This is a genomic window from Acidomonas methanolica, assembly GCF_004346035.1.
Classification (GTDB): domain Bacteria; phylum Pseudomonadota; class Alphaproteobacteria; order Acetobacterales; family Acetobacteraceae; genus Acidomonas; species Acidomonas methanolica.
On the sequence record NZ_SLZN01000021.1, the window covers coordinates 1 to 21,602 of the forward strand.

Annotated in this window: 27 protein-coding genes, 1 tRNA gene and 1 pseudogene; 17 read left to right on the top strand and 12 right to left on the bottom strand. The window is 66.4% G+C overall.

What is annotated here, in order from left to right; genetic code table 11:
- A partial coding sequence (locus EDC31_RS12885; RefSeq protein ID WP_132127087.1) for a transposase domain-containing protein occupies window positions 1–130 on the top strand: 130 nt, incomplete at its 5' end.
- Window positions 131–251: 121 nt separating this feature from the next.
- Here the strand turns inward: EDC31_RS12885 and EDC31_RS18450 are convergent.
- From EDC31_RS18450 to EDC31_RS12920, 7 genes and pseudogenes are all read right to left on the bottom strand, one after another.
- Window positions 252–365, bottom strand: a pseudogene (locus EDC31_RS18450) (DUF6538 domain-containing protein); the annotation flags it as partial.
- Between the two features lie 89 nt (window positions 366–454).
- Window positions 455–540: transfer RNA gene (locus tag EDC31_RS12895), tRNA-Leu, on the bottom strand.
- 78 nt (window positions 541–618) lie between these two features.
- On the bottom strand, window positions 619–1,290 hold the full coding sequence (locus tag EDC31_RS12900) for a M48 family metallopeptidase (protein ID WP_042056693.1): 672 nt from the start codon (window positions 1,288–1,290) through the stop codon (window positions 619–621).
- Window positions 1,277–1,789, bottom strand: a complete 513-nt coding sequence (locus EDC31_RS12905) for a YcgN family cysteine cluster protein (RefSeq protein ID WP_042056695.1) — start codon at window positions 1,787–1,789, stop codon at window positions 1,277–1,279. Before EDC31_RS12905 ends, EDC31_RS12900 begins: the two co-directional genes overlap by 14 nt.
- Window positions 1,786–2,229 (bottom strand): hypothetical protein, encoded by a 444-nt coding sequence (locus EDC31_RS12910; protein ID WP_052511691.1) that lies wholly within the window; start codon window positions 2,227–2,229, stop codon window positions 1,786–1,788. Before EDC31_RS12910 ends, EDC31_RS12905 begins: the two co-directional genes overlap by 4 nt.
- Before the next feature lie 4 nt (window positions 2,230–2,233).
- On the bottom strand, window positions 2,234–3,340 hold the full coding sequence (locus EDC31_RS12915) for an extracellular solute-binding protein (protein WP_239641562.1): 1,107 nt from the start codon (window positions 3,338–3,340) through the stop codon (window positions 2,234–2,236).
- 46 nt (window positions 3,341–3,386) lie between these two features.
- Window positions 3,387–4,451: an ABC transporter ATP-binding protein gene (locus tag EDC31_RS12920; RefSeq protein WP_052511695.1), complete on the bottom strand. Its 1,065-nt coding sequence runs from the start codon at window positions 4,449–4,451 to the stop codon at window positions 3,387–3,389.
- Between the two features lie 93 nt (window positions 4,452–4,544).
- Here EDC31_RS12920 and EDC31_RS12925 point away from each other — a divergent pair, with 93 nt between their 5' ends.
- The 9 genes from EDC31_RS12925 (at window position 4,545) to EDC31_RS12960 (ending at window position 11,764) form a co-directional block, all read left to right on the top strand.
- Complete coding sequence (locus tag EDC31_RS12925; RefSeq protein WP_042056698.1) at window positions 4,545–4,820, top strand: hypothetical protein; 276 nt, start codon at window positions 4,545–4,547, stop codon at window positions 4,818–4,820.
- Between the two features lie 118 nt (window positions 4,821–4,938).
- On the top strand, window positions 4,939–5,370 hold the full coding sequence (locus EDC31_RS12930) for a phage holin family protein (RefSeq protein ID WP_042056700.1): 432 nt from the start codon (window positions 4,939–4,941) through the stop codon (window positions 5,368–5,370).
- A gap of 218 nt (window positions 5,371–5,588) precedes the next feature.
- On the top strand, window positions 5,589–5,783 hold the full coding sequence (locus EDC31_RS12935; protein ID WP_042056716.1) for a DUF1656 domain-containing protein: 195 nt from the start codon (window positions 5,589–5,591) through the stop codon (window positions 5,781–5,783).
- A 42-nt stretch (window positions 5,784–5,825) separates the two neighbouring features.
- The gene (locus EDC31_RS12940) at window positions 5,826–6,737 is read left to right on the top strand and encodes a biotin/lipoyl-binding protein (protein ID WP_042056701.1); all 912 of its coding nucleotides are present in this window, start codon (window positions 5,826–5,828) and stop codon (window positions 6,735–6,737) included.
- Window positions 6,737–8,275, top strand: a complete 1,539-nt coding sequence (locus EDC31_RS12945; protein ID WP_042056702.1) for an efflux transporter outer membrane subunit — start codon at window positions 6,737–6,739, stop codon at window positions 8,273–8,275. The genes EDC31_RS12940 and EDC31_RS12945 overlap by 1 nt, the downstream gene beginning before the upstream one ends.
- Before the next feature lie 139 nt (window positions 8,276–8,414).
- Entirely contained in the window at window positions 8,415–9,332 is a 918-nt protein-coding gene (locus EDC31_RS12950) for a DnaJ C-terminal domain-containing protein (RefSeq protein WP_042056705.1), read from the top strand.
- A 1-nt stretch (window position 9,333) separates the two neighbouring features.
- A complete protein-coding gene (locus EDC31_RS17745; RefSeq protein WP_158310303.1) occupies window positions 9,334–9,483 on the top strand; it encodes a hypothetical protein in 150 nt (49 codons plus the stop codon).
- A gap of 72 nt (window positions 9,484–9,555) precedes the next feature.
- Complete coding sequence (locus tag EDC31_RS12955) at window positions 9,556–11,046, top strand: peptide MFS transporter (protein ID WP_042056707.1); 1,491 nt, start codon at window positions 9,556–9,558, stop codon at window positions 11,044–11,046.
- Window positions 11,047–11,113: 67 nt separating this feature from the next.
- Window positions 11,114–11,764 (top strand): POTRA domain-containing protein, encoded by a 651-nt coding sequence (locus EDC31_RS12960; protein ID WP_158310304.1) that lies wholly within the window; start codon window positions 11,114–11,116, stop codon window positions 11,762–11,764.
- A gap of 9 nt (window positions 11,765–11,773) precedes the next feature.
- Here EDC31_RS12960 and EDC31_RS12965 read toward each other — a convergent pair whose 3' ends face one another.
- The 4 genes from EDC31_RS12965 to EDC31_RS12980 form a co-directional block, all read right to left on the bottom strand.
- Window positions 11,774–13,939: an FUSC family protein gene (locus tag EDC31_RS12965; protein WP_239641564.1), complete on the bottom strand. Its 2,166-nt coding sequence runs from the start codon at window positions 13,937–13,939 to the stop codon at window positions 11,774–11,776.
- Window position 13,940: 1 nt separating this feature from the next.
- On the bottom strand, window positions 13,941–14,423 hold the full coding sequence (locus EDC31_RS12970) for a MarR family winged helix-turn-helix transcriptional regulator (protein WP_081797439.1): 483 nt from the start codon (window positions 14,421–14,423) through the stop codon (window positions 13,941–13,943).
- A gap of 125 nt (window positions 14,424–14,548) precedes the next feature.
- The gene (locus EDC31_RS12975; protein WP_042056709.1) at window positions 14,549–15,085 is read right to left on the bottom strand and encodes a peroxiredoxin; all 537 of its coding nucleotides are present in this window, start codon (window positions 15,083–15,085) and stop codon (window positions 14,549–14,551) included.
- An 11-nt stretch (window positions 15,086–15,096) separates the two neighbouring features.
- Window positions 15,097–16,491 (bottom strand): lytic transglycosylase domain-containing protein, encoded by a 1,395-nt coding sequence (locus EDC31_RS12980; RefSeq protein WP_132127088.1) that lies wholly within the window; start codon window positions 16,489–16,491, stop codon window positions 15,097–15,099.
- Window positions 16,492–16,735: 244 nt separating this feature from the next.
- On the opposite strand from EDC31_RS12980, the gene EDC31_RS12985 reads away from it, so the two are divergent.
- A complete protein-coding gene (locus EDC31_RS12985; RefSeq protein WP_042058674.1) occupies window positions 16,736–17,560 on the top strand; it encodes an ABC transporter permease in 825 nt (274 codons plus the stop codon).
- Window positions 17,557–18,330 (top strand): ABC transporter ATP-binding protein, encoded by a 774-nt coding sequence (locus EDC31_RS12990; RefSeq protein WP_239641657.1) that lies wholly within the window; start codon window positions 17,557–17,559, stop codon window positions 18,328–18,330. The genes EDC31_RS12985 and EDC31_RS12990 overlap by 4 nt, the downstream gene beginning before the upstream one ends.
- Here EDC31_RS12990 and EDC31_RS17750 read toward each other — a convergent pair.
- On the bottom strand, window positions 18,319–18,483 hold the full coding sequence (locus EDC31_RS17750; RefSeq protein WP_158310324.1) for a hypothetical protein: 165 nt from the start codon (window positions 18,481–18,483) through the stop codon (window positions 18,319–18,321). The genes EDC31_RS12990 and EDC31_RS17750 overlap by 12 nt on opposite strands.
- An 81-nt stretch (window positions 18,484–18,564) precedes the next feature.
- Between EDC31_RS17750 and aat the strand changes: the two genes are divergently transcribed.
- The 5 genes from aat to bcp all read left to right on the top strand — a co-directional run bounded on the left by aat (window position 18,565) and on the right by bcp (window position 21,528).
- Entirely contained in the window at window positions 18,565–19,218 is a 654-nt protein-coding gene (aat, locus tag EDC31_RS12995) for a leucyl/phenylalanyl-tRNA--protein transferase (RefSeq protein WP_042058679.1), read from the top strand.
- A gap of 11 nt (window positions 19,219–19,229) precedes the next feature.
- Complete coding sequence (locus EDC31_RS13000; RefSeq protein ID WP_132127089.1) at window positions 19,230–19,880, top strand: hypothetical protein; 651 nt, start codon at window positions 19,230–19,232, stop codon at window positions 19,878–19,880.
- Window positions 19,877–20,440, top strand: coding sequence for a hypothetical protein (locus EDC31_RS13005; RefSeq protein WP_042058685.1), 564 nt, complete (start codon window positions 19,877–19,879; stop codon window positions 20,438–20,440). The genes EDC31_RS13000 and EDC31_RS13005 overlap by 4 nt, the downstream gene beginning before the upstream one ends.
- Before the next feature lie 217 nt (window positions 20,441–20,657).
- Window positions 20,658–21,008, top strand: coding sequence for a hypothetical protein (locus EDC31_RS13010; RefSeq protein WP_042058686.1), 351 nt, complete (start codon window positions 20,658–20,660; stop codon window positions 21,006–21,008).
- 58 nt (window positions 21,009–21,066) lie between these two features.
- The gene (gene bcp / locus EDC31_RS13015) at window positions 21,067–21,528 is read left to right on the top strand and encodes a thioredoxin-dependent thiol peroxidase (protein WP_042058689.1); all 462 of its coding nucleotides are present in this window, start codon (window positions 21,067–21,069) and stop codon (window positions 21,526–21,528) included.
- The last annotated feature ends 74 nt before the right edge of the window (window positions 21,529–21,602 follow it).

Below are 21,602 nucleotides of genomic sequence, written 5' to 3' on the forward strand. Positions count from 1 at the left end.
AGGTCTCAATCCCCACAATTATCTCGCCGACGTCATCGCCAGAATCAACGACCACAAGGTCAATCGTCTGCACGAACTGTTGCCGTGGAATTGGCGGCCTGTGGTAACACCTCACAAACAGGCAGCTTGATCAAGGGCGGTCTCAAGCGGCCGGTTACGCCTAAAGCATCCGGTTCAGCCAGCACAGAATGGGCTTGCATGAACAGTTCTGTGGTTCTGGCATGAAGCAGAGAAGCGCGTTTGCGGGCTTCGTTCTGATAGCCGGTTTTTAGAGAAACCCAGATTTCCCGCCGGTTTAAGGCTGCTCGCAGGGCAGGGGGAACGATACGGCGGAAGTGGTAAGTGGTGCCTCGGACACGGAGCATAGAATCTTCCCTCAGTGGGGAAGGACGATGGAGCAAAGACAGCCTTTGCCCCTCATTCAGCCGAAAAATCGTGCTATTTCAGGTGTCTGTGGTGCGAACTGCGGGACTCGAACCCGCACGCCCTTGCGGACTCAAGATTTTAAGTCTCGTGCGTCTACCATTCCGCCAAGTTCGCGATGCCTGAGCATAGAGGGCCGAGCAGGCCGTCGGGCTCATCTATCACGTCGGGGGAGGGGCGCAAGTCCCTGTTCGGTCAGCCGATGGCGAGCAGGGCGCGGCCATGCGTGCGGAGCCATGCCTCCGATCGGGCGCGGACCGGGCAGAAGCGCTCCACATGAGCCCAGAAGGCGGGGCTATGGTCGAAATGGGTCAGATGGGCGAGTTCATGGACGATGACGTAATCCCGCACGGGCGGGGGCGCCATGACGAGACGCCAGCTCAGCATGATGCGGCCCTCATGTGAGCAGCTTCCCCAGCGCGAGCGCACGTCGCGCAGTGTGAGGCTGGCGGGATGGGCGTTCATCTCCTGCGACCATCGCCCGAGGGAAGCGGGCAGGATGAGCGTGGCCTGGCCTTTCAGCCAGGTCAGAAGGCGCGACGGGATCGTCGCCGGATCACCGCCGAGCGTGAGGGTCGTTTCGTCCTGATGGATGCCGCGGGAGGCGTCGGGCCGATGGACGATGGTCAGGAGCGCACCCTGAAACGGGATCGTTCCGCCATGCGCGAGGGCGGAAGGGCGCGGAAGGGCGGCGCGCTGGCGGGCGATCCACGTGGTGTTGGCGCGCATCCAGTCGAGCGCCTTGGCTTCGGACGCATCGGGCGGCAGGGTGATGATGACGCTGCCATCGGCGGGGTCGAGCCGGAGGGACACCCGGCGCGCGCGGGACGAGCGGCGGAAGCGGACGAGCGGGTCAGACCGGGTCATGCGTGCGGTCGGCTGCCCCCTTCCGATGCTTGCGTCCCTTCCGGGGCGGGGCCGCCCATTCCCCCGGCCAGGCGACGATATGGTCTTCCAGATCGCCCGCGTGACGCTCGCTGATGATGCGCCCGCCCGCCGACGCCCCGGAGGTGCGCACGCTCTCCGCCGAGCCGGAGACGAGCGGGTGCCAGTCCGGTAGATCCTTGCCGTCGCGCAGCAGCACATAGGCGCAGCTCGGGGGGAGCCAATCGATCTCGTTCAGCAGATCGGGCGTCAGGGAGACGCAATCGGGCACCTTGCGAAAGCGGTGGAGATAATCGGTGCAGCGGCAGCTTTCCGTATCGAGCAGGCGGCAGGCGACATTCGTATAATGGAGGGCGTTCGTTTCCTCGTCGCGCAGCTTGTGCAGGCAACACCGCCCGCAGCCGTCGCAAAGCGATTCCCACTCGGCGCGGCTCATCGCGTCGAGCGACTTGGTTTTCCAGAAGGGGGCGGTGTCGCTCATCTGTCCTGAATGAGCAGCGCGCGCGGCGCATGCAAGAGGGACGGGTCGAACGGGGACGGAAGGAAGCAGGCGGCGATGAGGCTCGACGCCAGTGTCGCGGTCAGGGCGGGGCCGAGCAGCGGCGTCCAGACGAGGCGCAGGCGGGTGAGGCGGTCCGCGCCGAGTCCGGCCGTGATGCGGGCGAGGCCGTCTTGCAGCGTCGCCAGACGCATCAGCACGGGAAAGAGGCACAGGGGCGCGATGCAGACGCCCTGTCCGATGGCCACCGCAATCGGCGGGCGGGAAAAGGCGAGGCCGGGCAGCATGACGGCGAGCAGGAGCCCGGGCAGCAGCGTCAGCAGGGCGAGATCGAGCGCGCGGCGTGGCGCGTGGCGCAGGATCGGCAGAAAGACGGCGGCGGCCAGAACGAGTCCGGCGAGGCGGAGCAGGGGCGGGATCATCGGTTCATGGCGATTGCTTCAGCCAGTTCTCCATTCGCTGCTGCAATTCCTCCCAGTGATCCGCCCAGAACTTGTCATCGATCGTCAGACTCTGCGTCTTGCCGGCTGCCTTGTCCGGGGGATCGTTGTGGTGGCGGGGCTGATCGCGCAGCATGGCGACGATGTGGGCGACGTCTGCGTCCGGCAGATTGCGGGGAACGGCCCAGGAAAGGTTTTGCAGCAGGCTCTGGGTCCAGAGCGCGACGAAGCCGGATTTGGAGCCGATGGCGGTGAGTTCGTCGGCCGGGGTGCTGGTCATCAGCGCGCTGCCGCTCGACATGATGCGCGCCGCGTCCTCCGGCGTGCGCCACCAGACGATATAGGGGCGCAACTGGTCGAGCTTGCGGAAGGCGCGATCCACCCCCGAAGTCGTGGCGAGCGTGGTGTAGATGTCGTTCGGCGCGACGCCGTCGGCGAGCAGGGCGATTTCCAGCGTGGAGCGCGGGTCGAGACGCAGGCCGCGCTTGCCGGGATGCTGGGCGACGTCCCAGAGCGCGCTCCAGTCGGTCGCGCCGTTGCCGATGCGGCTCTGATCCCAGGCGAGGACGATGCGCGACGTGCCCGCCGGAATGCCGCAGGGAGACTCGCCCGCCTGTGCGCCGGAAGCGGGCGCGGCGGGCGCCAGATGCTGCACCAGCCCGTCGCGACAGGCGAGGGCGAGCAGCATGTCGTCGAGCATCACTGCGCTCCACGTCATTGTCGGGGCGGTGGCGTGCTGGCGGAGCGTCTCCGGCAGACCGTCCCAGCTTTGCAGGGCGAAAGGCTGATCCGGCATGACGAGGGTATCGGACGCGGAGATGCCGGAGGGCAAGGCAAAGACTGGCTGGGACGAGCGTGCAGGCCGACTGGCATGATGCGACTGGCGGGGGCGAGCCTGTGCGTGGTCCGGCGGAAGTGTCAGGCCGGTGGCCAGCGCCGCCAGGACAAGCCCGCCTTGACGGACGCGGCGCAGGACGCGGCGCGAGAGGGCGAGGCGGACAGGCAGGGCGCAAGGCGGGTGCAGGGGTGTTCCAGTTCTGCTGGCCGATCGCGCCGGGCGGAGCAGTGCGACCCTAAAGGAAAAGTGGCTCACATTTAATCCAGCCCAATTTTAATACAACTCCCCCTGCCGCTTCCTTTTATAACTCCCGGGGCATCGGGAAGGCTACAGCCTGAGCGGCCGGCCACGCAAGCTGCGCGCGCGCGCCGGGGCGCGGTGGCCGTTGCGACTGGAGCGGCGGCCGGGACACGACGAGATCGGACCCGTCCGCAAGGCGGAAGCGCAGCCGGATATGATCGCCCATGTGGAGCGTCTCCTGAAGCGTCGCGGCAAGGAGGTGCTCCCCGTCTTCCGTGAAGAGTGCGGGGCCGAAATGCGGGGCGATGCGATCGGGGCGGACGCAGAGCAGGCAGGGCGCGTCCGGCATCAGCCCGGGGGATGCGATACCTTCGGCCTCCGCGCCGTCGCGCAGGCGCACGCGCGCGATGTCGTCGACGATGTCCTGCACCTGGCCGGGCAGGGCGTTCGCCCCGCCGAATCCGACGGCCACCCGTGGATGGGCGGGCCGGTCGAACAAAGTGGCGGGATCGGCGATCTGGACCACGCGCCCGTCGGCCAGGATCGCGATGCGGCCGCCGAAACGCAGCGCGTCCTCGCGCTCCGTCGTCAGCAGCAGGGTGGTGATGTTCAGCGCGGGCAGGAGCGTGCCGAGCAGGGAATCGGCCCGGCGTCGCGCGGCGGGCTCCAGCCCGTCGAATGGCGTTTCGAGGAGGAGGAGGGAGGGTTCGGGGGCGAGGGCGCGGGCAAGCAAAGCGCGGAAGGTTTCCTCGGCGGAGAGGGCGCGGGGCTGGCGGCGGGCGGCGGAGTCGAGCCGGGTCAGCGCGAGGAGATGGTTCACGCGCGCCGCGCAGGTGGCGCGGTCGAGGGAGCGCGCGCGCAGGGGGAGGGCGAGATTGGCGGCGAGGTCGAGACGATGAAGCAGGGGGAAGCGGGGGCTGACGAGGCCGATGGCGCGCCGCCACGGCGGGAGGGCGCCGATCTCCGTCCCGGCCAGGCGCTGCGCGCCCGGGGACGGGACGAGCTGGCCTGTGATCAGGTCGGAGAGGCGGGCAAGCTCCGCTGCGCTTTCGGCGAGCAAGGCGACGCGTTCGCCCCGGGACATCTCGAGCGCGAGGGAATCGAAGGCGAGGAAGGGAAAAGTCATGGCGTCCCGGGAATGAAACCGCTCCGGCGAGCGAGGCGTTATCCGGAGCGCGAGCGAGAGTGGCGCATTCACGCAATCAGGAGAACGAAAAAAATGGGCAAGGACATCAAGACCGCGGTCGAAAGCGCGACGAAGACGACTCAGGAACAGATCGATTCATTGAAGGAGCAACTCGAAGCCCTTCTGAGCCAGCGCATCAACCCCGCTCTTCTGGAGGCGGCGGACAAGGCCGATCACGCCGTCGCCCATGCGCGCGAATTGCGGGACCAGCACGTGAAGAGCGTGACGACCAAGGTTCGCGCCCAGCCCATCGCGGCGGTTCTGATCTCCAGCCTCGTCGGTTTCGTTGCCGGACGGCTGTCAAAGTAACCCGTTTCAGGTATAGGCTGCGGCCCGGAACTGATTTTGGAGCCGCAGCCCCGCGCGCCGGACGAGTCCGGCGATGACGGTGGTGTGTGAGCCCGCTTGGGAGAGGCTGGTATCGCTCATGAAGGTCATCGAACTCGGTCAGGAGGCGCTCGAGGCACAGGGTCTGGTCCTGCAACGTCTCGCGTTGAGGATCGGCCGGCGCGTCGCCTATTTCGTCATCGCCGCGGTGTTCGGCCTTTTCGCCGCCGTCTCCCTCCATGGGCTGCTCTGGGCCTTCGCGCTGGATGTGCTGCATTTCTCGGCGCTGGAATCCGCCGCGAGCGTTCTCGGGTTCGATCTGCTGATCGTGGTGATCTTCGGACTGCTGGGCATGCGCCGCGTGGCCGATCCGGTCGAGTTCGAAGCCAAGGTGCGGCGTGACCGGAAATTCCTCGAATTCAAGCAGGCATTCGCCCTCTCGACGTTGACCGGACTGCTGTTCGGCCCGCTCGGACGTTTCGCCGGGCGCAAGGCCGCGGGCGGGGTTCGCAATATTTTCACGCGCCGGTAAGGTAATTTTAAAAAATCTTTCAATTTTCCGGGGTTGCGCGTCTGGTCACGTAAACTTGCGCGTTCTATGAAGAGCCTCGGCGTCCGATTTTTGCACCGGACGTGCGGAGATGGAAAAAGGTTGTTGCGCGGCTTCGGGACACAATCCGGTCTTTCTGGGGTAAGGAATACGCCGGTCCGGAAGATGCAGGGCCGGGGCGGTCGGGCGGAGTGTCGCCCGTGTTGAGCGAGTTCAACCTCTTCGGCGTGTTCATCGCCCCCATCGCCGTCTATGCCATCGTGGCCATTCCCGTAACGTTGCTGGTTCGATTTCTGCTCTGGCGCACCGGCGCGCTGGAGTGGTTCTGGCATGTCGCGCTCTTCGAGGTCGCGCTGTATGTCAGCGTCGTCTGCCTTCTCGTGCTCTATGTCTGATCTGTCCCTTCTTGAACGCCGTCCGGACGGGAGGTTGTCTCTGTGCTGGTGATACGTACGCTGCTGCGGGTGGCTCTGGCATTGACGGTCCTCGGCGTCGCGGTGCTGCTGGGTTATACGCTGTGGGAAACCTACATGATCGCGCCATGGACGCGCGATGGCCGCGTGCGTGTCTATGTCGTCGATGCGGCGCCGGAAGTATCCGGCACGATCGTCGCCGTCCCGGTGCATGACAACGACTACGTGCATCGCGGCGATCCGCTGTTCGTCATCGATCCTCTGCGTTTCAGGCTGGCGATCCGCGAGGCCGAGGCGCGGCTGGCGAGTGCCGAGGAAGACCTGAAACTCCGCCAGAACGATGCGAAGCGCCGCATGGGGCTGAGCGGCATCGTCTCGGCCGAGGAGCAGGAGATCTACAACTCGAATGTCGCGACCCAGCAGGACGCGGTGGATGCGGCGCGGGCGGCGCTGGATACGGCCCGCCTCAATCTTCAGCGTTCCGTCGTCTATTCGCCGGTCGACGGGTATGTGACGAACCTGCTGCTGCGTGTGGGCGATTACGCTCACGCGGGCGAGGCGCGGGTGGCGGTCATCGACGCCAACAGCTTCTGGGTCTACGGGTATTTCGAGGAAACCAAGCTCTGGGGCATTCACGTCGGCGATCCGGCGCGGATCAAGCTGATGGGCTATCGGGAGATCCTGCCCGCCCATGTCGTCTCCATCGCGCGCGGTATCAACGACCAGAACGGTATTTCCGATCGTTTGGGCTTGCAGGACGTCAGCCCTATCTTCACCTGGGTCCGGCTGGCGCAGCGTATTCCGGTCCGCCTGCATATCGACCGTGTGCCGCCGGACGTGGTGCTGGCTGCGGGCATGACCTGCACGGTCACCATCGGCAATCCGACCGCCAGCCAGCGCGGCCGGTTGACCAACTGGCTCCAGACGCATCTGTGATGGCGTGCCGTAAGGTTCTGCGCCGGGCGTTGCTGCTGGCGGCCGTCGCGTCCCAGCTCGCGGGCTGCACGGTGGGCCCGAATTACAAGCCCGATCACATGAGCGTGCCCGACGCCTTTACGGAGGCGCCCCACCCGGCGACGCCCGAGGAGATCGCACGGACCGAGGCGGAGATGCGGGAGTGGTGGGCGCAGTTCCACGATCCGCTGTTGAATCGTCTGGTGGATCAGGCGCTCAAGGGGAATTACGACCTTCTGATCGCGGATCAGCGCATCATCGCGGAACGCGCGGTGCGCGAGCAGGCGGCCTCGGCCTGGTATCCGCAGCTCGATGTGGATGTCGGCGGCGGGGACAACCGCTATTCGACGATCGTCGGCAACTGGCCGCTGCGTCCGAACACTCCGATCAACCGGCCGCAGACCGGGCTGATGACGTACGGCGCGTCGGCCAGTTGGGAGATCGACGCGTTCGGCCGGATCAGGCGTGAGGTCGAGGCGTCGGAGCGCGGCATCGACGCCAGCATCGAGGCGCGGCGCACCGTGCTGATGACGATGCTCTCTGAACTGGCGATCGACTACATGGCCCTGCGCGGCGTGCAGTTGCGCCTGCAGATCGCGGGAGCGAACGTGCGGAACGCGCAGTCCGAGGTGGATCTGACGCAGAGATTGTATCTGCAAGGTGTCGGAACGACACTTCAGACCGCACAGGCGCTCAGCGAACGCGACAGCGAGAAGGCGACGCTGGAGCCGCTCAAGACGCAGGCGAGCAAGATCGCACATGCGATCGCGGTGCTGCTGGGCGATATGCCGGGCGACCTCAAGCAGACGCTCGAAACGGTGCCGACGGACGGCAAGGGCTCCGTGCGGCTGCCTGATTTGCCGCGTTTTCCGTCGACCCTGCCGTCCCTAGTGCTGGCCAACCGTCCGGATATTCGGGAGGCCGAGCGCGATTATGCGGCGGCGACGGCGCGGATCGGCGTTGCGGTCGCGCAGCTCTACCCGCATTTTGCCATTCCGCTGAATTTCAACCCGAATGCGTCCGCCCTGCATCAGCTTTTCGAGATGAATGCGATGAGCTGGAGCCTCATGATGCTCGCCAGCCTCCCGGTGATGCATGGCGGCCGCTACACGTCGCAGGTCGTGCAGGCGCGCGCACGGGCGGAAGCCAGCCGCCTCGCCTATCGCAAGACGGTGCTCAACGCCTTCCGGGAAGTCGAGGATGCCATGACCTCATGGCAGGACGACGACCGTTACGTGGCGACTCTGGGCACGGCGCGGACCGAGGCGGAACAGGCGGCCGACCGCGCGCGGCGGCTCTACAAGGCCGGGCTGTCCGATTACCTCAACGTGCTGACGACCCAACGCGCGGCGCTGGCGACGGAAGATCGCGAGGCGATGGCGCGCACGGAGCGTCTGCGCGACGCCGTCAATCTCTACATTGCCATGGGTGCCGGATGGCAGGGCGTGGCGCTGCGGGACACCAGCCTGCCGATCGACGAGGCGAAGCAGAGCATTCTGGCCAAGACCTTCATGCGGTAGAGGCACTTCCGTATCCGCAGGTCCACGAATATGCTCGGGGCGAGGACATTCTTCCTTCGCGCCGCTTGATTCGCCCTGTTACGTTTCCGACATTGCGTGCCATGATATTTGTTCGTGATTTTCGAAAGGAGAGAAGGGCGTGAGCGATCCTTATGCGGCGCTCGGCCTGGCGAAGGGCGCAAGCGAGAAGGATATTCGCGGCGCCTATCGCAAGCTGGCCAAGAAATACCACCCGGATCACAATCCGGGCGACAAGACGGCGGAGGAAAATTTCAAGGCGGTGAACGCCGCTTACAGCATTCTCGGCGACAAGGAGAAGCGCGAGCGGTTCGATCGTGGCGAGATCGACGCCGAGGGGAATGAGCGCGCGCCGTTCGGCGCAGGCGGTTTTCATCCGGGTGCGGGCGGATTTTCGGGCGGATTCGGCGGCCAGCAGTTCTCGCAGGAGGATCTGGGCGCGTTCTTCTCCGATATGTTTGCCGGTGGCGGTGGCGGCGGGTTCAACGGCGGCCGGCGACGGCCGACGCGGGGGGCCGATCGGTCCTACACGCTTGACATCTCCTTCGAGGACTCCGTGCTGGGCGCCGTTTCGCGCGTGACCTTGCCGGAGGCCGGCGCGGTCGAGGTGCGCATTCCCCCTGGGATCGAGGACGGGCAGACGCTCCGTCTCGCCGGAAAGGGCGGCCCGGGTCGGGCGGCGGCGAATGGAGGCGAAGCGGGGCAGAACGGCGACGCGCTGATCACCATCCATGTCGCGCCGAGCCCGGTCTATACGCGGGAGGGGCGCGATCTGCGGGCCGAACTGGGCGTGAATTTCCGCACCGCGATCCTCGGCGGCAAGGTGGTCGTGCCGACGCCCAAGGGGCCGGTGACGATGAAGGTGCCCGCTCATTCCGACGCGGGCACGACGCTGCGTCTCGCCGGGCGCGGCGTCGCCGAGCATGGAGGGCACAAGGCAGGTAACCTCTACGTGAAGCTGCGGATCGAGATCGGCAAGGTCGATCCCGCGCTGGAGGCTTTCCTCGCCCGGGAAGAAGTGACGAGCGCGGACGTCTGACATGGCCGGGAAAGATGGAAACGGGCTGCGGCTCCGCTATTTCTTTTCGCGCGAGGTGCTGGGCGTGGTGACGGCCTTCGCCGCCGTCACCGCTCTGGTTGCGCTGTGTGTCGGGGCGATGCGGAATTCCGGAATCTGGGCATTGCCTTAGAAGGTGGTATGACGCTGGCTCAAACAATGACCTGGCGGCGATCCGCGGCCTTGCGAGGAAATCAACCTTCTGATGTCGTCCCCCCAGACCGTGCCTGCCGCGCCCAGCCGGCGTCAGTCCTTCACCGTCGTCCTTGCCATTGAGCTGTGGGAACGTTTCGGCTTCTACGGGATGCAGGCCGTCCTGCTGCTCTATCTGGTGCAGCATCTTGGCATGGCGGATCGGGGAGCGACGCTGCTCGTCGGGGCGTTCTCGGCCCTGACCTATATTTTCCCCGTGCTGGGCGGTCTGGCCGGGGATCGCCTGCTGGGCGCGCGGCGCTGCATGGTGATCGGCGCGGTGATGCTGGCGGCGGGGTACGGCGTGCTGGGGCTGTCGGATGGTCATCGGAACCTCCTGATTTTCGCCATGGCGCTGATTTCGACGGGAAACGGGCTGTTCAAGCCGAATGCCGGCAACATGGTGCGGCGCATCTATGAAGGCGACGATGCCGAACTCGATGGCGCCTTCACCATTTATTATATGGCGGTCAATGTCGGTTCGACCGTCTCGATGCTTCTGACGCCGTGGCTGCAGGACCGTTTCAGTCCGTCCGTCGCATTTCTGACCTGCGCGGGCGGGCTGTCTCTGGGGCTTTGTTTCTATGTGGCCCGCCGGAGCTGGCTGCGCGGCGTGGGCGGGATGCTCGACCGGACGGCCGCGCGGCCGCAGGCAAGTCTCATCGTGGCGATCGGGGCGGCCGGCTGTTTGATGGCGGGATTCGTCGTACTCGGCAGCGCGACGATCGCGCGCGCGTGCATCTGGATCGCCGCGATGGTGATCGTGCTGTCCTGGGCGTGGCTCTATCGCAAGGTTGGCCCGGCGGAGCGGATCGGGCTGCGCATCGCCTATGTGCTATGTGCGGAGACGATGATTTTCGCGTTGTTCTACCAGCAGCAGCAGACATCATTGACCCTTTTCGCCTTGCGGGCGGTGGATGGAACGTTCCGGCTCGGCGGGGTGACGCTCTTTCATATGAGCGCCGGGCAGTTTCAGGCGCTGAATCCGTTCTGGATCATGGTGGCGAGCCCGGTGCTGGCGAAGCTGTATGATGCTCTCGGCCGCAGGGGAACGGATCTGTCCATTTCCCGGAAGATCGCTGTCGGGTTCGGCTTCGGGGCGATCGGCTTTCTGATCTGGTGGCTGTGCGCGGCGGGAGCGCGCGGGCTGGTCTCAGGCTGGGTGATGGTGATTGGCTACGGCTTCACCTCGATCGCCGAGCTGTTGACCATGGCGCTGGGTCTGGCTGTCATCGCGCGCTATGTGCCTGCCCGGCTGTCGGGGTTCATGATGGGTTCGCTCTATCTGCTCTGGGCCTTGTCCTTCTATCTGGGCAGCGTGGTGGCGAACATGGTCGAGGTCGGGCCGGGGACAGCGTCCGGAGCCGGCCCTTATGTGCCGCTGTTGAGGGGGCTGTTCTGGTCCTTGCTCGGGGCGTGTTTCATCATCGTGGCGCTCCTGCCGTTGTTGGACCGATGGGAACGCCGGCACGCGGCGGCGGTGAATCTCACGCGAACGAATTGAAATTTCCGCCGAAACAGTGCGGAATGGTGAGGTTGTGATGAATCGATCCGATGGAGACCGGCTGCCGATGTCTGCTTTCATGTCTTTTCGCCGCGCCCTGCGCGCTTCGCCCGCACTTGTCCTTGCACTTGGCGTGCTCGGTGGAACCGCCGCCGGGTTCGCCGTCCTGCCGGAGGCCCATGCGGCCAGCGCACCCGGCCCGGATGCGCCGCTGACGCTGAAAGTCCTCAAGGTCGAAGGGAACAAGCAGATTCCCACAGCGGATATTCTTGCCGCCTTCCCGTATCATGTCGGCGACACCGTGACGCGCAACAAGCTGGACGAAGGGCTCCAGCAGGTCATGGCGCTGTACAAGCAAAAGAATGTCGGCGCGAAATTCGGCGAGAAAGAGCGTTTCGTCGGCAAGACGATCCAGTTCTATCTCACCATCGAGGAGATGGCGCCGTCCGCCGCGGCCGCTCCCGCGCCTTTCGTGCTCGATCAGGTGAATTTCGTCGGCAACAAGAAGGTGCCGACGGCGGAGCTGGAAGCGGCGACGAAGCTGAGGCCCGGCGCGCAGGTCACGACCGAGGCCGTGGTCGCCGATACGCAGGCGATTCAGTCCGTTTACAAGAAGCACAATATCGGCGTGCAGATTCAGCCGAACGCGACCCAGCCGCATCAGGACAATCACGTCGTGCTGACCTATACGATGACGGAGAAGACGGGCGACAACTGATCGCGTGTTTCAGCCGGGCGTCAGCGTCAATGAGGCGAAGGCGTCCGGACGATCCGGATGACGCTGGAGCGGGCCGCGCTCGTGAAAGAAGCCGGGCAGCGCGCGGATAAGATGGGTGCTCTGCTCCAGAATCCCGATGGCGCGGCGCGTCTCGGGATGGGCGGCGTCCGCCTCGGGGAGCGCTTCCAGCGCCAGCGCGCAGTCCTCCAGCCGCCGGGCCGTTGTGACGGGGTCGCGGCGAAGGAAACGGAAGGCGTCGAGAGCGTTCGTCAGCACCGTCGATGAGGACGCGGGAAGCCGGTGATCGACCGCGAGGCGGTGGAGCCGGTAGATCTGGCGGCCGAGAGAGACGCTGGCGAGCCCGGCGTCGCTGTATTCGCGCCGGTCGATGGGGCCGGTGGCGAAGGACAGGCGCATCAGCATCCGCTGTACCTTCTGGATCTGCAAGCCCTCCCAGGCGGCCCAGGCCGTGCGGTCGAGACGGCGCGTGCGGGCGAGCGTGCGTATCCCGTCGCCCAGAGCCACGACGATGCGCGCGGCGTCGAGACGGTCGTCCGGCGGCAGAACGATGCGGAACACGATCGCAAGCAGCGCGCAGCCGAGGGCGAAGCCGAGCCAGGTGTTAAGCAGCGTGATGTCGTTGTAGCGGATGGGATTGGCCACATCGAGCATCACGCAGAAGAACACGATATAGCCGAAGGCGTAGAACCCGTAGCGCGGGCTGAACTGCACCCAGATTCCCGGCAGCAGGAACAGGCACAGCGTCAGCCACAGCAGGGGATAGCCGTCGATCTGCGGCAGGAAATACATATGGCAGAGGCAGCCGGCGGGGATGGCGAGCAGCGTGCCGTAGGCCATGGGCCGGGCCGAACGCGACGCTGAAGGCGTGGTCGAGATGAGGCTTGACGCGGAGATGACATAGATCAGGAAGAGCGGTCCGCTCGTCCATGCGGTGACATACCAGATCAGCCCCGCCAGCCAGGTGATGACGCAACCGCGCGCGCCGTTGCGCAGGGCGGGCGCCCATTCGTGATACGCGGGCATCCGGACGGGCGGTATCCATGCCGGGTCTTTCTCGGTCACATCGGGAGCGAGCTGGGCGATGGCCGCCGTGATCTGATGCACCGCGTCGCGCGTGTCCTCGATGGCGGCGCGGATCACGGGATGTTCGTATGCGCGTTCCATCGCGTCGAGCGCGGTCAGCGCCGCGTAGAGGCGTTCGCGCACCGGCTTGCTGTCCCGCATCCAGTCCGGATGGGCCGTGAGCGCCTCCAGCTCCGCCATGAGAGTCGCCGCGAATTCGTGAACCGGCGCGGCGGGAAGGCCGGGGGTCGTCAGGCTGCACCAGTAGGGGTGAAGGGCGGTCACGAAGCCGCCCAGCGCGGCAAGCCCCATATGGAGACGGCGGCGGTCATGGCGCAGATCGGCATTTTCCACCGCCGCGTATTCGACGGCCGCGGAGAGGGCGCCAAGCTGGGCGAGCAATTTGTCCCTGCCGGAATAGATCGGCTGGGAGAGCGTGCGGAATCCCGTGGCGCCTGTCGCCGTCGTTTTCGGGAGATCGTTCAGCGCCTCCGCGCCATGGGCGCGATGGAAAAGCAGGGCCTGTGTGATGGCGGCGCGGACGGCCTGGCCGATCTGCTGGAGGACGGTTGCCGGACGGCGTTGCGACGTCATCATGAACACCGTCGCCGTCACGACGATTCCGATGGTCAATGACGACAGGCGGGACAGGGCGCTGATGAAGATCGTGTCCGGGTCCGCGAAGGAGGGGGTCGAGATCAGGATGATCGTATAGCCGGTCAGAACGGCGGCATAGGCGCGGAACAGCCGCAGGAAGGTCGCGACCATGCAGGCGAGCCCGACGACGAGGCCGAGCGCAAGGAAATAGAGCGGCGGGGACTGGGCGAACAGCGCCATGATCGCCACGCCGATGACGCCGCCGATGATCGTGCCGAAGACGCGCCAGATGCTCTTGGACACCAGCGCGCCGACCGTCGGGTTGGCGACGATCATTACCGTCGTCACCGAACTCATGGGAGAGCTGAGTTGCAGCGCGAAGGAGGCGGCGAGGGCGAGACCGATAGACGCCAGGGAGCGGGCGGAAAATCCGGCGCGCGTGAGAAGGTCGCGCCAGCGCGCGTCGTCGGAGAACGGGGCGAGAAGGCGTTGCATGTCAGGCGTCCGGGAGCGCCTCGGCATTGCTCAGCAGACGCGCCATGAGCGTATTGAGCAGGGGAGCCTCCGCCTCGATTCCGGCAAGGAGCCGCCGCTCCAGCGCCGCGGCTATCTCCTGGAACTGCGCGCCGGTCCGACGGCCGGCCGGCGTCAGGCGAAGCTGGTTGGTGCGCCGGTCCGTCGGCGCGGGACGCCGCTCGATCAGCGCGTCACGCTCCAGCCCGTCGAGCACGCGCACGAGGGTGGACGTGTCGGCGTTCATCGCCAGCGCAAGCTCCCGCTGGGAGATGCCGTCGGGCAGCATCATGAGATAGGCGAGAGGCCGCATCGTGGCCAGCGTCATGTCGTGAGGCCGCAAGGCGCGGTCCAGCAGCACGCGCCAGAGCCCGGCGAGGCGCGCGACGTGAAAGGTGGTGGCCGTGTCGGAAAATCGGCCGTCGCCGGTCGTCAGCCCGTCACGCCATCCGGCTGTGCTCGCCATGGAGACATCCTCCCGAGGAAGCGATCCCGTTGCCGACGGGCGAGACGGCTCGTTCCTTGAGGCAGATGATTGACATGCCAATTGATGGCTTGTCAATTTCCCAGCGGCCAAAGTCCCGAATTGCCTTACGGCGCGGCGGCGTGGGTCTTCAGCGCCTCGACCGCCGCCAGCGTGCGGGAGACGTGCTCGTCCGGCGACATGGCGCTGTAGGCAAGCGCGATATGACCGTCCGGCGCGATGACGTAGGAGATTCGTGCGGCATGGGAGACCAGCGGCAGCTTGGCGTCATAGGCGCGGGTCACGGCGCCGTCCGGATCGGCGGCGACAGGAAAGACCGAGCGGCATTCGCTGACGGAGAAACGGTCGAGCTTGGCGATCGGGTCCATGGAGACGCCGATCACGCTCGCGCCGAGCGCCTTGTATTTCGGTACGGCGTCCGCGAAATCATGCGCTTCCACCGTGCAGCCGGGCGTGAAGGCGGCGGGATAGAAATACAGTACGACCGGGCCTTTTTTCAGCGCGTCAGCCAGACTGTAGTGGAATTCCTTGCCCCCCTGGCTGGCGAGCGTGGTGAAGTCGGGCGCTTTCGCGCCCACCGGAAGGGCGGCATGTGCCGGGGTGGCGGCCAGCAGGGCGAAGGCGGCGAGCGGAAAAAGACGCATGACGCTCCCTTTCAGGAACCGTTGGGGGAGACCACGACGCAGGGGCTGCGCCCGCCGAGACGGTGGCAGGCGGCGACGGCCTCCTCATGGGACAGGCCGGTCAGGCGCGCGCGGTAGAGATGGGCGCGGCCCCTGGAGACGGGGGCGACGAGGGCGCGCGCGTTGGACAACGTGGCGCCGGCGCTGCGATGGGCCTGCCCGACGGCACTCTGCGCCTGGGCGGCGGAACTGTAGGCGCCGACCTGGATCGCCCATTTCCCCTCTGATGCGTGGTGGATGGTGGGCAGCGGCTCCGCCATCGCCGGGGTAATGAAATGGAACGAGAAGCGATGTGACGCGGGCTGGGCCAGTGTGGGGCGCGCCGCGAGCGTGGGCGCGGCGGGGATCGGTCTGGCGGCGGCTTCCTCGTCCTGAGCGAGGCTCTCCGCCGGGACATGGGCAGCGGCGAGTTGAACCGCCGGACGGGGAGTGGTGACGCCGCGGGCGGCCCAGGCGGCGCGGACGGAGGAGGCCTCGCCGGAGCCGTTGGCGGCCGGGGCGGCCGCCCAGTCACGCGTATAGGCCGGGGTCGGCGCGGCGGCGGCCGGGGCTGCCGCCTCGGCCACCTGAGTGGGTTGCGTGTCGTTGCTGTCGGCCGTGTCGCCGGAATCGTCGGTGCTGCGGCCGCGTTGCTGCCATGCGGCGCTGACGGCGTTCGCCTGGGGCGTGTTGCGCGCGACGAGAACGGGAGCGGGTTCGCCGGAATCATGCTGGGCGACCATCAGATCGGCCTGGGAGCGGTTGTTCGGCCAGATTCCGGCGACCTGCGGGCCGAGCGAAGCGACATAGCGGCGGGTCTCGCGCGGGAGCGGGCGGCCGCGGCGGAGATAGGCGTCGAGATTGCCCGGGCCGTCATTATACGCTGCGAGGAAGCCCGGTGAGCCGTAGATGTCGTACATCTGCCGGATATAGGCCGTGCCGGCGAAGATGTTGTCACGCGGGTCGTAGGGGTCGTCGCCAAGACTGTATTGGGCGCGCATGTCGTCATACGTCGGCGGCATGAGTTGCATCAGCCCCATCGCGCCGGGGATGGAGGTGGTGAAATTGCCGCTGCGGTCAAAGAGGCGGCCGCCGGATTCCTGCATCATCACGGCGCGAATCCATGCGCCGGGGACGTCGAAGCGGGTGGAGGCCTCCTCAATGTAGGGGCCCCACGGATCGCCGGCGGGACCGGGCGGTGCGTAATAATGCTTTGCGCGGGCGCGATAGCCCGCGGCTTCCTGCAAGACGGAGCCCTGATCGCGCGCGACATGGACGGGAGTTTCGGCGCAGGCGGCAAGTCCCGCGGACACGCCGATCAGCAACAGGGCGCGCAAGGCCCCGGCCGAGCGGAACGATGGGGGTTGGGCGGCATGCGAAGCGGGCATCGAGCAATCACCTGCGGGCAGAATCTCGGAAACAGGGACGTGAAATGATAAATCCGTCCTGAATGATATTTAAGTATGAATTGCGGCGAAAAACGGGATCGCGTCAATGATGTTTCATGAGGAATCTCTGATAAAGCCCTATCCTTTTTGTGTTTTTCCGACAAGCGCAAGGACGGGCGAGGCGGGAGGGCCGCGCCGGGGCTTCCCTGTTGCGGCCCCATGGCCGATCGGCTAGGCGAACAGCATGAATGTCGCGGTTCTTCCAGATCCTTCTGTCGTCCCCGTGCGGCGCACGGCCTGGGCCGATCTGCGCGAGGCGGCGCGGCTGTGGCGGCTGGCGGTGACGCTGGGCTGGCTGGATGTGAAGCTGCGGTATCGCGGCTCCCTGCTCGGGCCGTTCTGGCTGACGCTGTCCTCCCTGCTCATGCTGGGGTCGATGGGGCTGATCTATGCGCGGTTGTTTCATGTCACCCTCAGGGAGTACCTGCCGTTTCTCGCCCTCTCTCTGGCGCTCTGGCAGACGGGTCTGGCCGCGCTGCTGCAGGAATCTTGCACCTGCTTCATCGACGTGGAGGGGAGTATAAGGTCGGTCCGCCTGCCGTACGGATTGCAGGCTCTGCGCGTGTTGGTCCGCAACGCCATCGTCTTCGCCCATAACATCGTGGTGCCGCTCGGGGTGTTCATCGCGTTCGGACTATGGCCGGGGGCTGTCGCGCTGCTGGCCCTCCCGGGTCTGGCGCTCTGGGCGGTGGACGGGCTCGCGTCCTGTCTGCTGCTCGGTTCGCTCTGCGCGCGGTATCGTGATCTCCCGCCGATCGTGAGCGCGCTGACGCAGATCGCCTTTTATGTGACGCCGATCATCTGGCGGCCGGAACAGTTGGGCAGCCATGCCCGGTTGCTGGTGTTCAATCCGTTTTTCGATCTGCTGGAAGTCGTCCGCGCGCCGCTGCTTGGGCACGCGCCGGCATTGCGGGACGTGGCCGTGGCGGTCGGGGTGAGCGGCGTCTTCTGCGGCGTGGCCGTGCTGGTCTTCGCGCGCGTGCGGTCGAAGCTGGCGTTCTGGGTATGAGCATGTCGCCCCTCATCCGGCTGGACGGGTACGGGCTGTCCTTCCCCGTGCTGCACGGCAGCGCGCGGTCGCTCAAGAAGACGCTCTTCCGGCAGATGCGCGGCGCCGTCGGTGGAACGATGCAGGATGGCGACGTCATCACGGTGCAGGCGCTGGAGGAGGTGAGCTTCACCTTGCGGCCCGGCGAGCGGGTGGGGCTGATCGGATATAACGGCGCGGGCAAATCGACTCTGCTGCGGGCGCTCGCAGGGATCTATGAATCCGATGTCGGGGTGCTGGACGTGCGGGGGCGGCTTCACGCCCTGCTGGACCCGCAGGCCGGGATGAGCGGCGAGCTGACGGGGCGGGAAAATATTCATCTCTTCGCCAGGATGCTCGGCTTCGACCGGGCGGCCACGCGGCAGTTGGAGACGGATGTCGAGGTCTTCGCGGAACTGGGGGCGTTTCTCGACCTGCCGGTGGCGCTGTATTCCTCGGGCATGGCGGTGCGGCTGGGATTTGGGCTGGCGACCGCGCCGCGTCCCCAGATCCTGCTGATGGATGAATGGTTCATGGCGGGCGATCAGCATTTCCAGGATCGCGCGCAGGAGCGGCTGGAGGAGATGGTGGTGGCGGCGGACATCATGGTGCTGACATCGCATTCCCTGCCAGTCATGCGGAAATGGTGCACGCGGATTCTCTGGCTGGAGCACGGACGCGTGCGGATGGATGGCGGAACGGACGAGGTGCTGGACGCCTATGAGGCGGATACGGCGGCTTTAGCCGGGTGAACGGCGCTGAAACGCCTCGAACAGACCGACGACGACGAGACAGGCCGAAAAAATCACGCCCAGCGTCATGCAGAAACCGCGCGCATGTGGCGCATAGACGGACAGCGCCGCAAGCAGGACGAGGCCGATGGCGTAGATGAAGGTCAGGGGCATGGGGGAGGACTCCGTTCGACGTTCTTCCTCGCCTATCACGAGGTGATATGGGGAGGCCAGTTTCTCTGATATTCGGGGAGAATGGACGTCACGCCGGACATGTTGTTGCGCGGCTATGCGATGGGGGTGTTCCCCATGGCGCCGGACCGCGAGAGCGACGAATTGGAGTGGTATCGCCCGCTGAAGCGGGGGATCCTGCCGCTGGACGGCTTCCATCTGCCGCGCAGGCTGGCCCGTGTCGTGTCGGGCGGCGCGTTCGCCGTGACGTCGGACCGGGATTTCGAAAGCGTGCTGGAGGCATGCGCCGATCCCGCGCCGGGGCGGGAGACGACCTGGATCAGCGGGCGCATCCAGGGCCTCTATACGGCGCTGCATCGCATGGGGCATGCTCATTCCGTCGAGTGCCGACAGGGGGGCAGGCTGGTCGGTGGGTTGTACGGGGTGACTCTCGGCGGCGCGTTCTTCGGCGAAAGCATGTTCAGCCGCGTGACGGACGCCTCCAAGGTGGCGCTGGTGCATCTCGTGGCGGCGTTGCGGCGGGACGGGTTCACTTTGCTGGACACGCAATATGCGACGACGCATCTCGAACGTTTCGGCTGCGTGGAAATTCCGGCCTCCGTCTATGAGGGCTTGCTCGAACGCGCGCTCGGACGGATCGTGGGGTGGAACCCGGAGGTCGGGCTCGACGCTTTGAGAGGGGAGATCCGCGCCATGGCGGCGCGGGGCGGAGGATGAGGAGGCGCGGGATGCGGGGTGTGGTATGGATGGCGACGGCCTGTCTGGGGCTCGGAGCGGGGCTCGGGTCTGGAGCGGGGATGGCGCGGGCGGAGGAGGGCGCGCATCCGCGTCTCACGCCGGAGCGCGATGTGACGGTGATCTATTCCGTCCAGCCGCAGGGCGCGCCCGCGCCTGAGCAGGTCAGCGTCGCCTTTGCGAAGGACGGCAACAAGCTGAGGATCGAGCCGCTGAGCCATGTCGGCGCGACGATTCTCGATCGCCCGGCCCAGACCGTGACGCTGGTGCTGGTGAAGCAGCATCTTTACGCGGTCGTCACGCCGCATCACGGGCTGAGGAATCCGTTCCTGCTCGACCTGTCCATGCATTTCACGCCGCAAGGGACGGACAAGGTGGCGGGTCTGGAATGCGGAAAATGGGCCATCGTGACGCCGCGCGGGATGGCGACCGCCTGCGTGACGCCGGATGGCGTGATCCTCAGCGAGGAGGGCGTGGATTCGGACGGACTCCGCGGCAAGCTCCTGGCGCAGACCGTGACCTATGCGCCGATCCCGGCCGCGGAATTCGAGCCGCCGCCGGGGTTTGAGAAGGTCGAGGGGAGTCATCCGCCGGGCGGTGGCCTCCATACCGGCCTCGGCAAGGCGGCGTCCTCGGGGCCATGAAGGGGGCGTTGGGGGCGGTGCTGCTGACGCTCGGCGTGGCGGCGGGGCCGGCGCTGGCGGATGCGCCTCTGGTGACGCCGCTCACCGATACCGATGTGCGCTACCGGATCGCCGGGCCGGGCGGGACGGAGCTGGGGCAGCGGATGCGCTGGCGCTCCGAGGGCTGGCTGCAACGGATCGATCCGGAGGGGTCCGCCAGTTTCATGGTAACGGATTACCGCGCGGGGCGGCTCTCCGTTGTGGACACCGTGCATCGCGTGGTCAGCACCATGGACGTGCCGTTGGCCAGTTTCGCGCCGCCCGGCGTGCCGGCGCCGGGTCAGTGGGCTCGGGCGGGGGTGGACCATGTGGCGGGGTTCGAATGCACAGAATGGAACGGGCGGGACAGCGACGGACGGACGACACAGGTCTGTTACACGGCCGATGGGGTGCTGCTTCAGGCCGCGCGGGACGGAGTGACGATGCTGCGGGCCGTCGCCGTCGCGCATGACCCGCAGGATTCCGGGATTTTCGCGGTTCCCTCCGGGTTCCGCACTCTGAAGGCTCAGGAAAAACGCTGAGAAGACTGTTCCGGAGGTTCCGATTCCATGCGGACTTTTCGGTCGTGAGCGTCGGAGGGCCGGTAGGGGACTTCTGAAACAGTCTCCGAGAAGTTCTGTTACAAATAGGGCGTGTTTACGACTCATCCGGTCTGATTCCGGTCACGATGGACGCGCATGACTCTGCTTCATCGAACGACGGGGATTTGTCCTGTCGACAGACGAAAGGAGTGCTCCGATGCGTCGTTTTCTGAAAACCGGGCTGATGCTCGTCCCGATGGTGGGGATGCTTGCCGCGGCTCCGGCGGCGCATGCCCAGTTCTACGGGCCCCCCGGCCCCGGACCGGGATGGTATGGCGGATGGCATCGCGGCCCTCGTCCCGGCGTCGGCGCGGCGTTCGTGGGGGGAGTCGTCGGCGGGCTGATCGGCGGGGCGCTGACGTCGGGTTATGCGCGGCCGGTCTATGTCGCTCCGCCTCCACCGCCGGTTTATTATCGTCCGCCCATGGTGGTCTACGCGCCGCCGCCTCCTCCCCCCCCCCCACCGCCTCCTCCGCCTGCGTTCATGTATCCCGCTTATCCGTATTGATTGTCTGCGCCGTCGCGGCCATGCTGCGGCGGCGGTTTATCTGGACGGAGCAGCAGGGATGATCGGGGTCGGGGACAAGGCGCCAGCCTTCCATATGGCGGCGTCGCGTGGTCGCGAGGTCGATTCGGCAGCGCTGAAGGGACGCCCTTACCTGCTGTATTTCTACCCCAAGGCCGACACGCCCGGCTGCACGACGCAGGCCTGCGGCATACAGGAGGCTCTGCCGCAGCTCGGCGGGCTGGGCCTGACGGTCATCGGGATCAGCCCCGATCCCGTCTCGAAGATCGATAAATTCGCCGATAAATTCGGGCTCGATTTTCCTCTGGCGAGCGACCCCGATCATGTTCTGGCCGATCAGTATGGGACATGGGTCGAGAAATCCATGTATGGCCGGACCTATTTCGGCATGGAGCGCAGTTCCTTCCTCGTCGATGGAGAGGGTGTCGTGCGCGCGGTCTGGCGCAAGGTGAAACCTGCCGAACATGCGGCCCTTGTGGCCAAGGCGGCGGCGGCGCTCTGACCGGCTTTCTCCCGTCCCGGCATTTCCTCCGGCCTTTTCCCTGGCAATGGCGGGTCGCGCGAATCGTTGCGCTG

Bases quoted from the DNA above. Each gene is read 5' to 3' on its own strand.
- EDC31_RS12900 (WP_042056693.1), bottom strand. From the start codon at position 1,290: ATGACCCGGTCTGACCCGCTCGTCCGCTTCCGCCGCTCGTCCCGCGCG.
- EDC31_RS12905 (WP_042056695.1), bottom strand. From the start codon at position 1,789: ATGAGCGACACCGCCCCCTTCTGGAAAACCAAGTCGCTCGACGCGATG.
- EDC31_RS12910 (WP_052511691.1), bottom strand. From the start codon at position 2,229: ATGATCCCGCCCCTGCTCCGCCTCGCCGGACTCGTTCTGGCCGCCGCC.
- EDC31_RS12920 (WP_052511695.1), bottom strand. From the start codon at position 4,451: ATGACTTTTCCCTTCCTCGCCTTCGATTCCCTCGCGCTCGAGATGTCC.
- EDC31_RS12925 (WP_042056698.1), top strand. From the start codon at position 4,545: ATGGGCAAGGACATCAAGACCGCGGTCGAAAGCGCGACGAAGACGACT.
- EDC31_RS12930 (WP_042056700.1), top strand. From the start codon at position 4,939: ATGAAGGTCATCGAACTCGGTCAGGAGGCGCTCGAGGCACAGGGTCTG.
- EDC31_RS12945 (WP_042056702.1), top strand. From the start codon at position 6,737: ATGGCGTGCCGTAAGGTTCTGCGCCGGGCGTTGCTGCTGGCGGCCGTC.
- EDC31_RS17745 (WP_158310303.1), top strand. From the start codon at position 9,334: ATGGCCGGGAAAGATGGAAACGGGCTGCGGCTCCGCTATTTCTTTTCG.
- EDC31_RS12955 (WP_042056707.1), top strand. From the start codon at position 9,556: ATGTCGTCCCCCCAGACCGTGCCTGCCGCGCCCAGCCGGCGTCAGTCC.
- EDC31_RS12960 (WP_158310304.1), top strand. From the start codon at position 11,114: ATGTCTGCTTTCATGTCTTTTCGCCGCGCCCTGCGCGCTTCGCCCGCA.
- EDC31_RS12965 (WP_239641564.1), bottom strand. From the start codon at position 13,939: ATGCAACGCCTTCTCGCCCCGTTCTCCGACGACGCGCGCTGGCGCGAC.
- EDC31_RS12970 (WP_081797439.1), bottom strand. From the start codon at position 14,423: ATGGCGAGCACAGCCGGATGGCGTGACGGGCTGACGACCGGCGACGGC.
- EDC31_RS12975 (WP_042056709.1), bottom strand. From the start codon at position 15,085: ATGCGTCTTTTTCCGCTCGCCGCCTTCGCCCTGCTGGCCGCCACCCCG.
- EDC31_RS12980 (WP_132127088.1), bottom strand. From the start codon at position 16,491: ATGCCCGCTTCGCATGCCGCCCAACCCCCATCGTTCCGCTCGGCCGGG.
- EDC31_RS12985 (WP_042058674.1), top strand. From the start codon at position 16,736: ATGAATGTCGCGGTTCTTCCAGATCCTTCTGTCGTCCCCGTGCGGCGC.
- EDC31_RS12990 (WP_239641657.1), top strand. From the start codon at position 17,557: ATGAGCATGTCGCCCCTCATCCGGCTGGACGGGTACGGGCTGTCCTTC.
- EDC31_RS17750 (WP_158310324.1), bottom strand. From the start codon at position 18,483: ATGCCCCTGACCTTCATCTACGCCATCGGCCTCGTCCTGCTTGCGGCG.
- aat (WP_042058679.1), top strand. From the start codon at position 18,565: ATGGACGTCACGCCGGACATGTTGTTGCGCGGCTATGCGATGGGGGTG.
- EDC31_RS13000 (WP_132127089.1), top strand. From the start codon at position 19,230: ATGCGGGGTGTGGTATGGATGGCGACGGCCTGTCTGGGGCTCGGAGCG.
- EDC31_RS13005 (WP_042058685.1), top strand. From the start codon at position 19,877: ATGAAGGGGGCGTTGGGGGCGGTGCTGCTGACGCTCGGCGTGGCGGCG.
- EDC31_RS13010 (WP_042058686.1), top strand. From the start codon at position 20,658: ATGCGTCGTTTTCTGAAAACCGGGCTGATGCTCGTCCCGATGGTGGGG.
- bcp (WP_042058689.1), top strand. From the start codon at position 21,067: ATGATCGGGGTCGGGGACAAGGCGCCAGCCTTCCATATGGCGGCGTCG.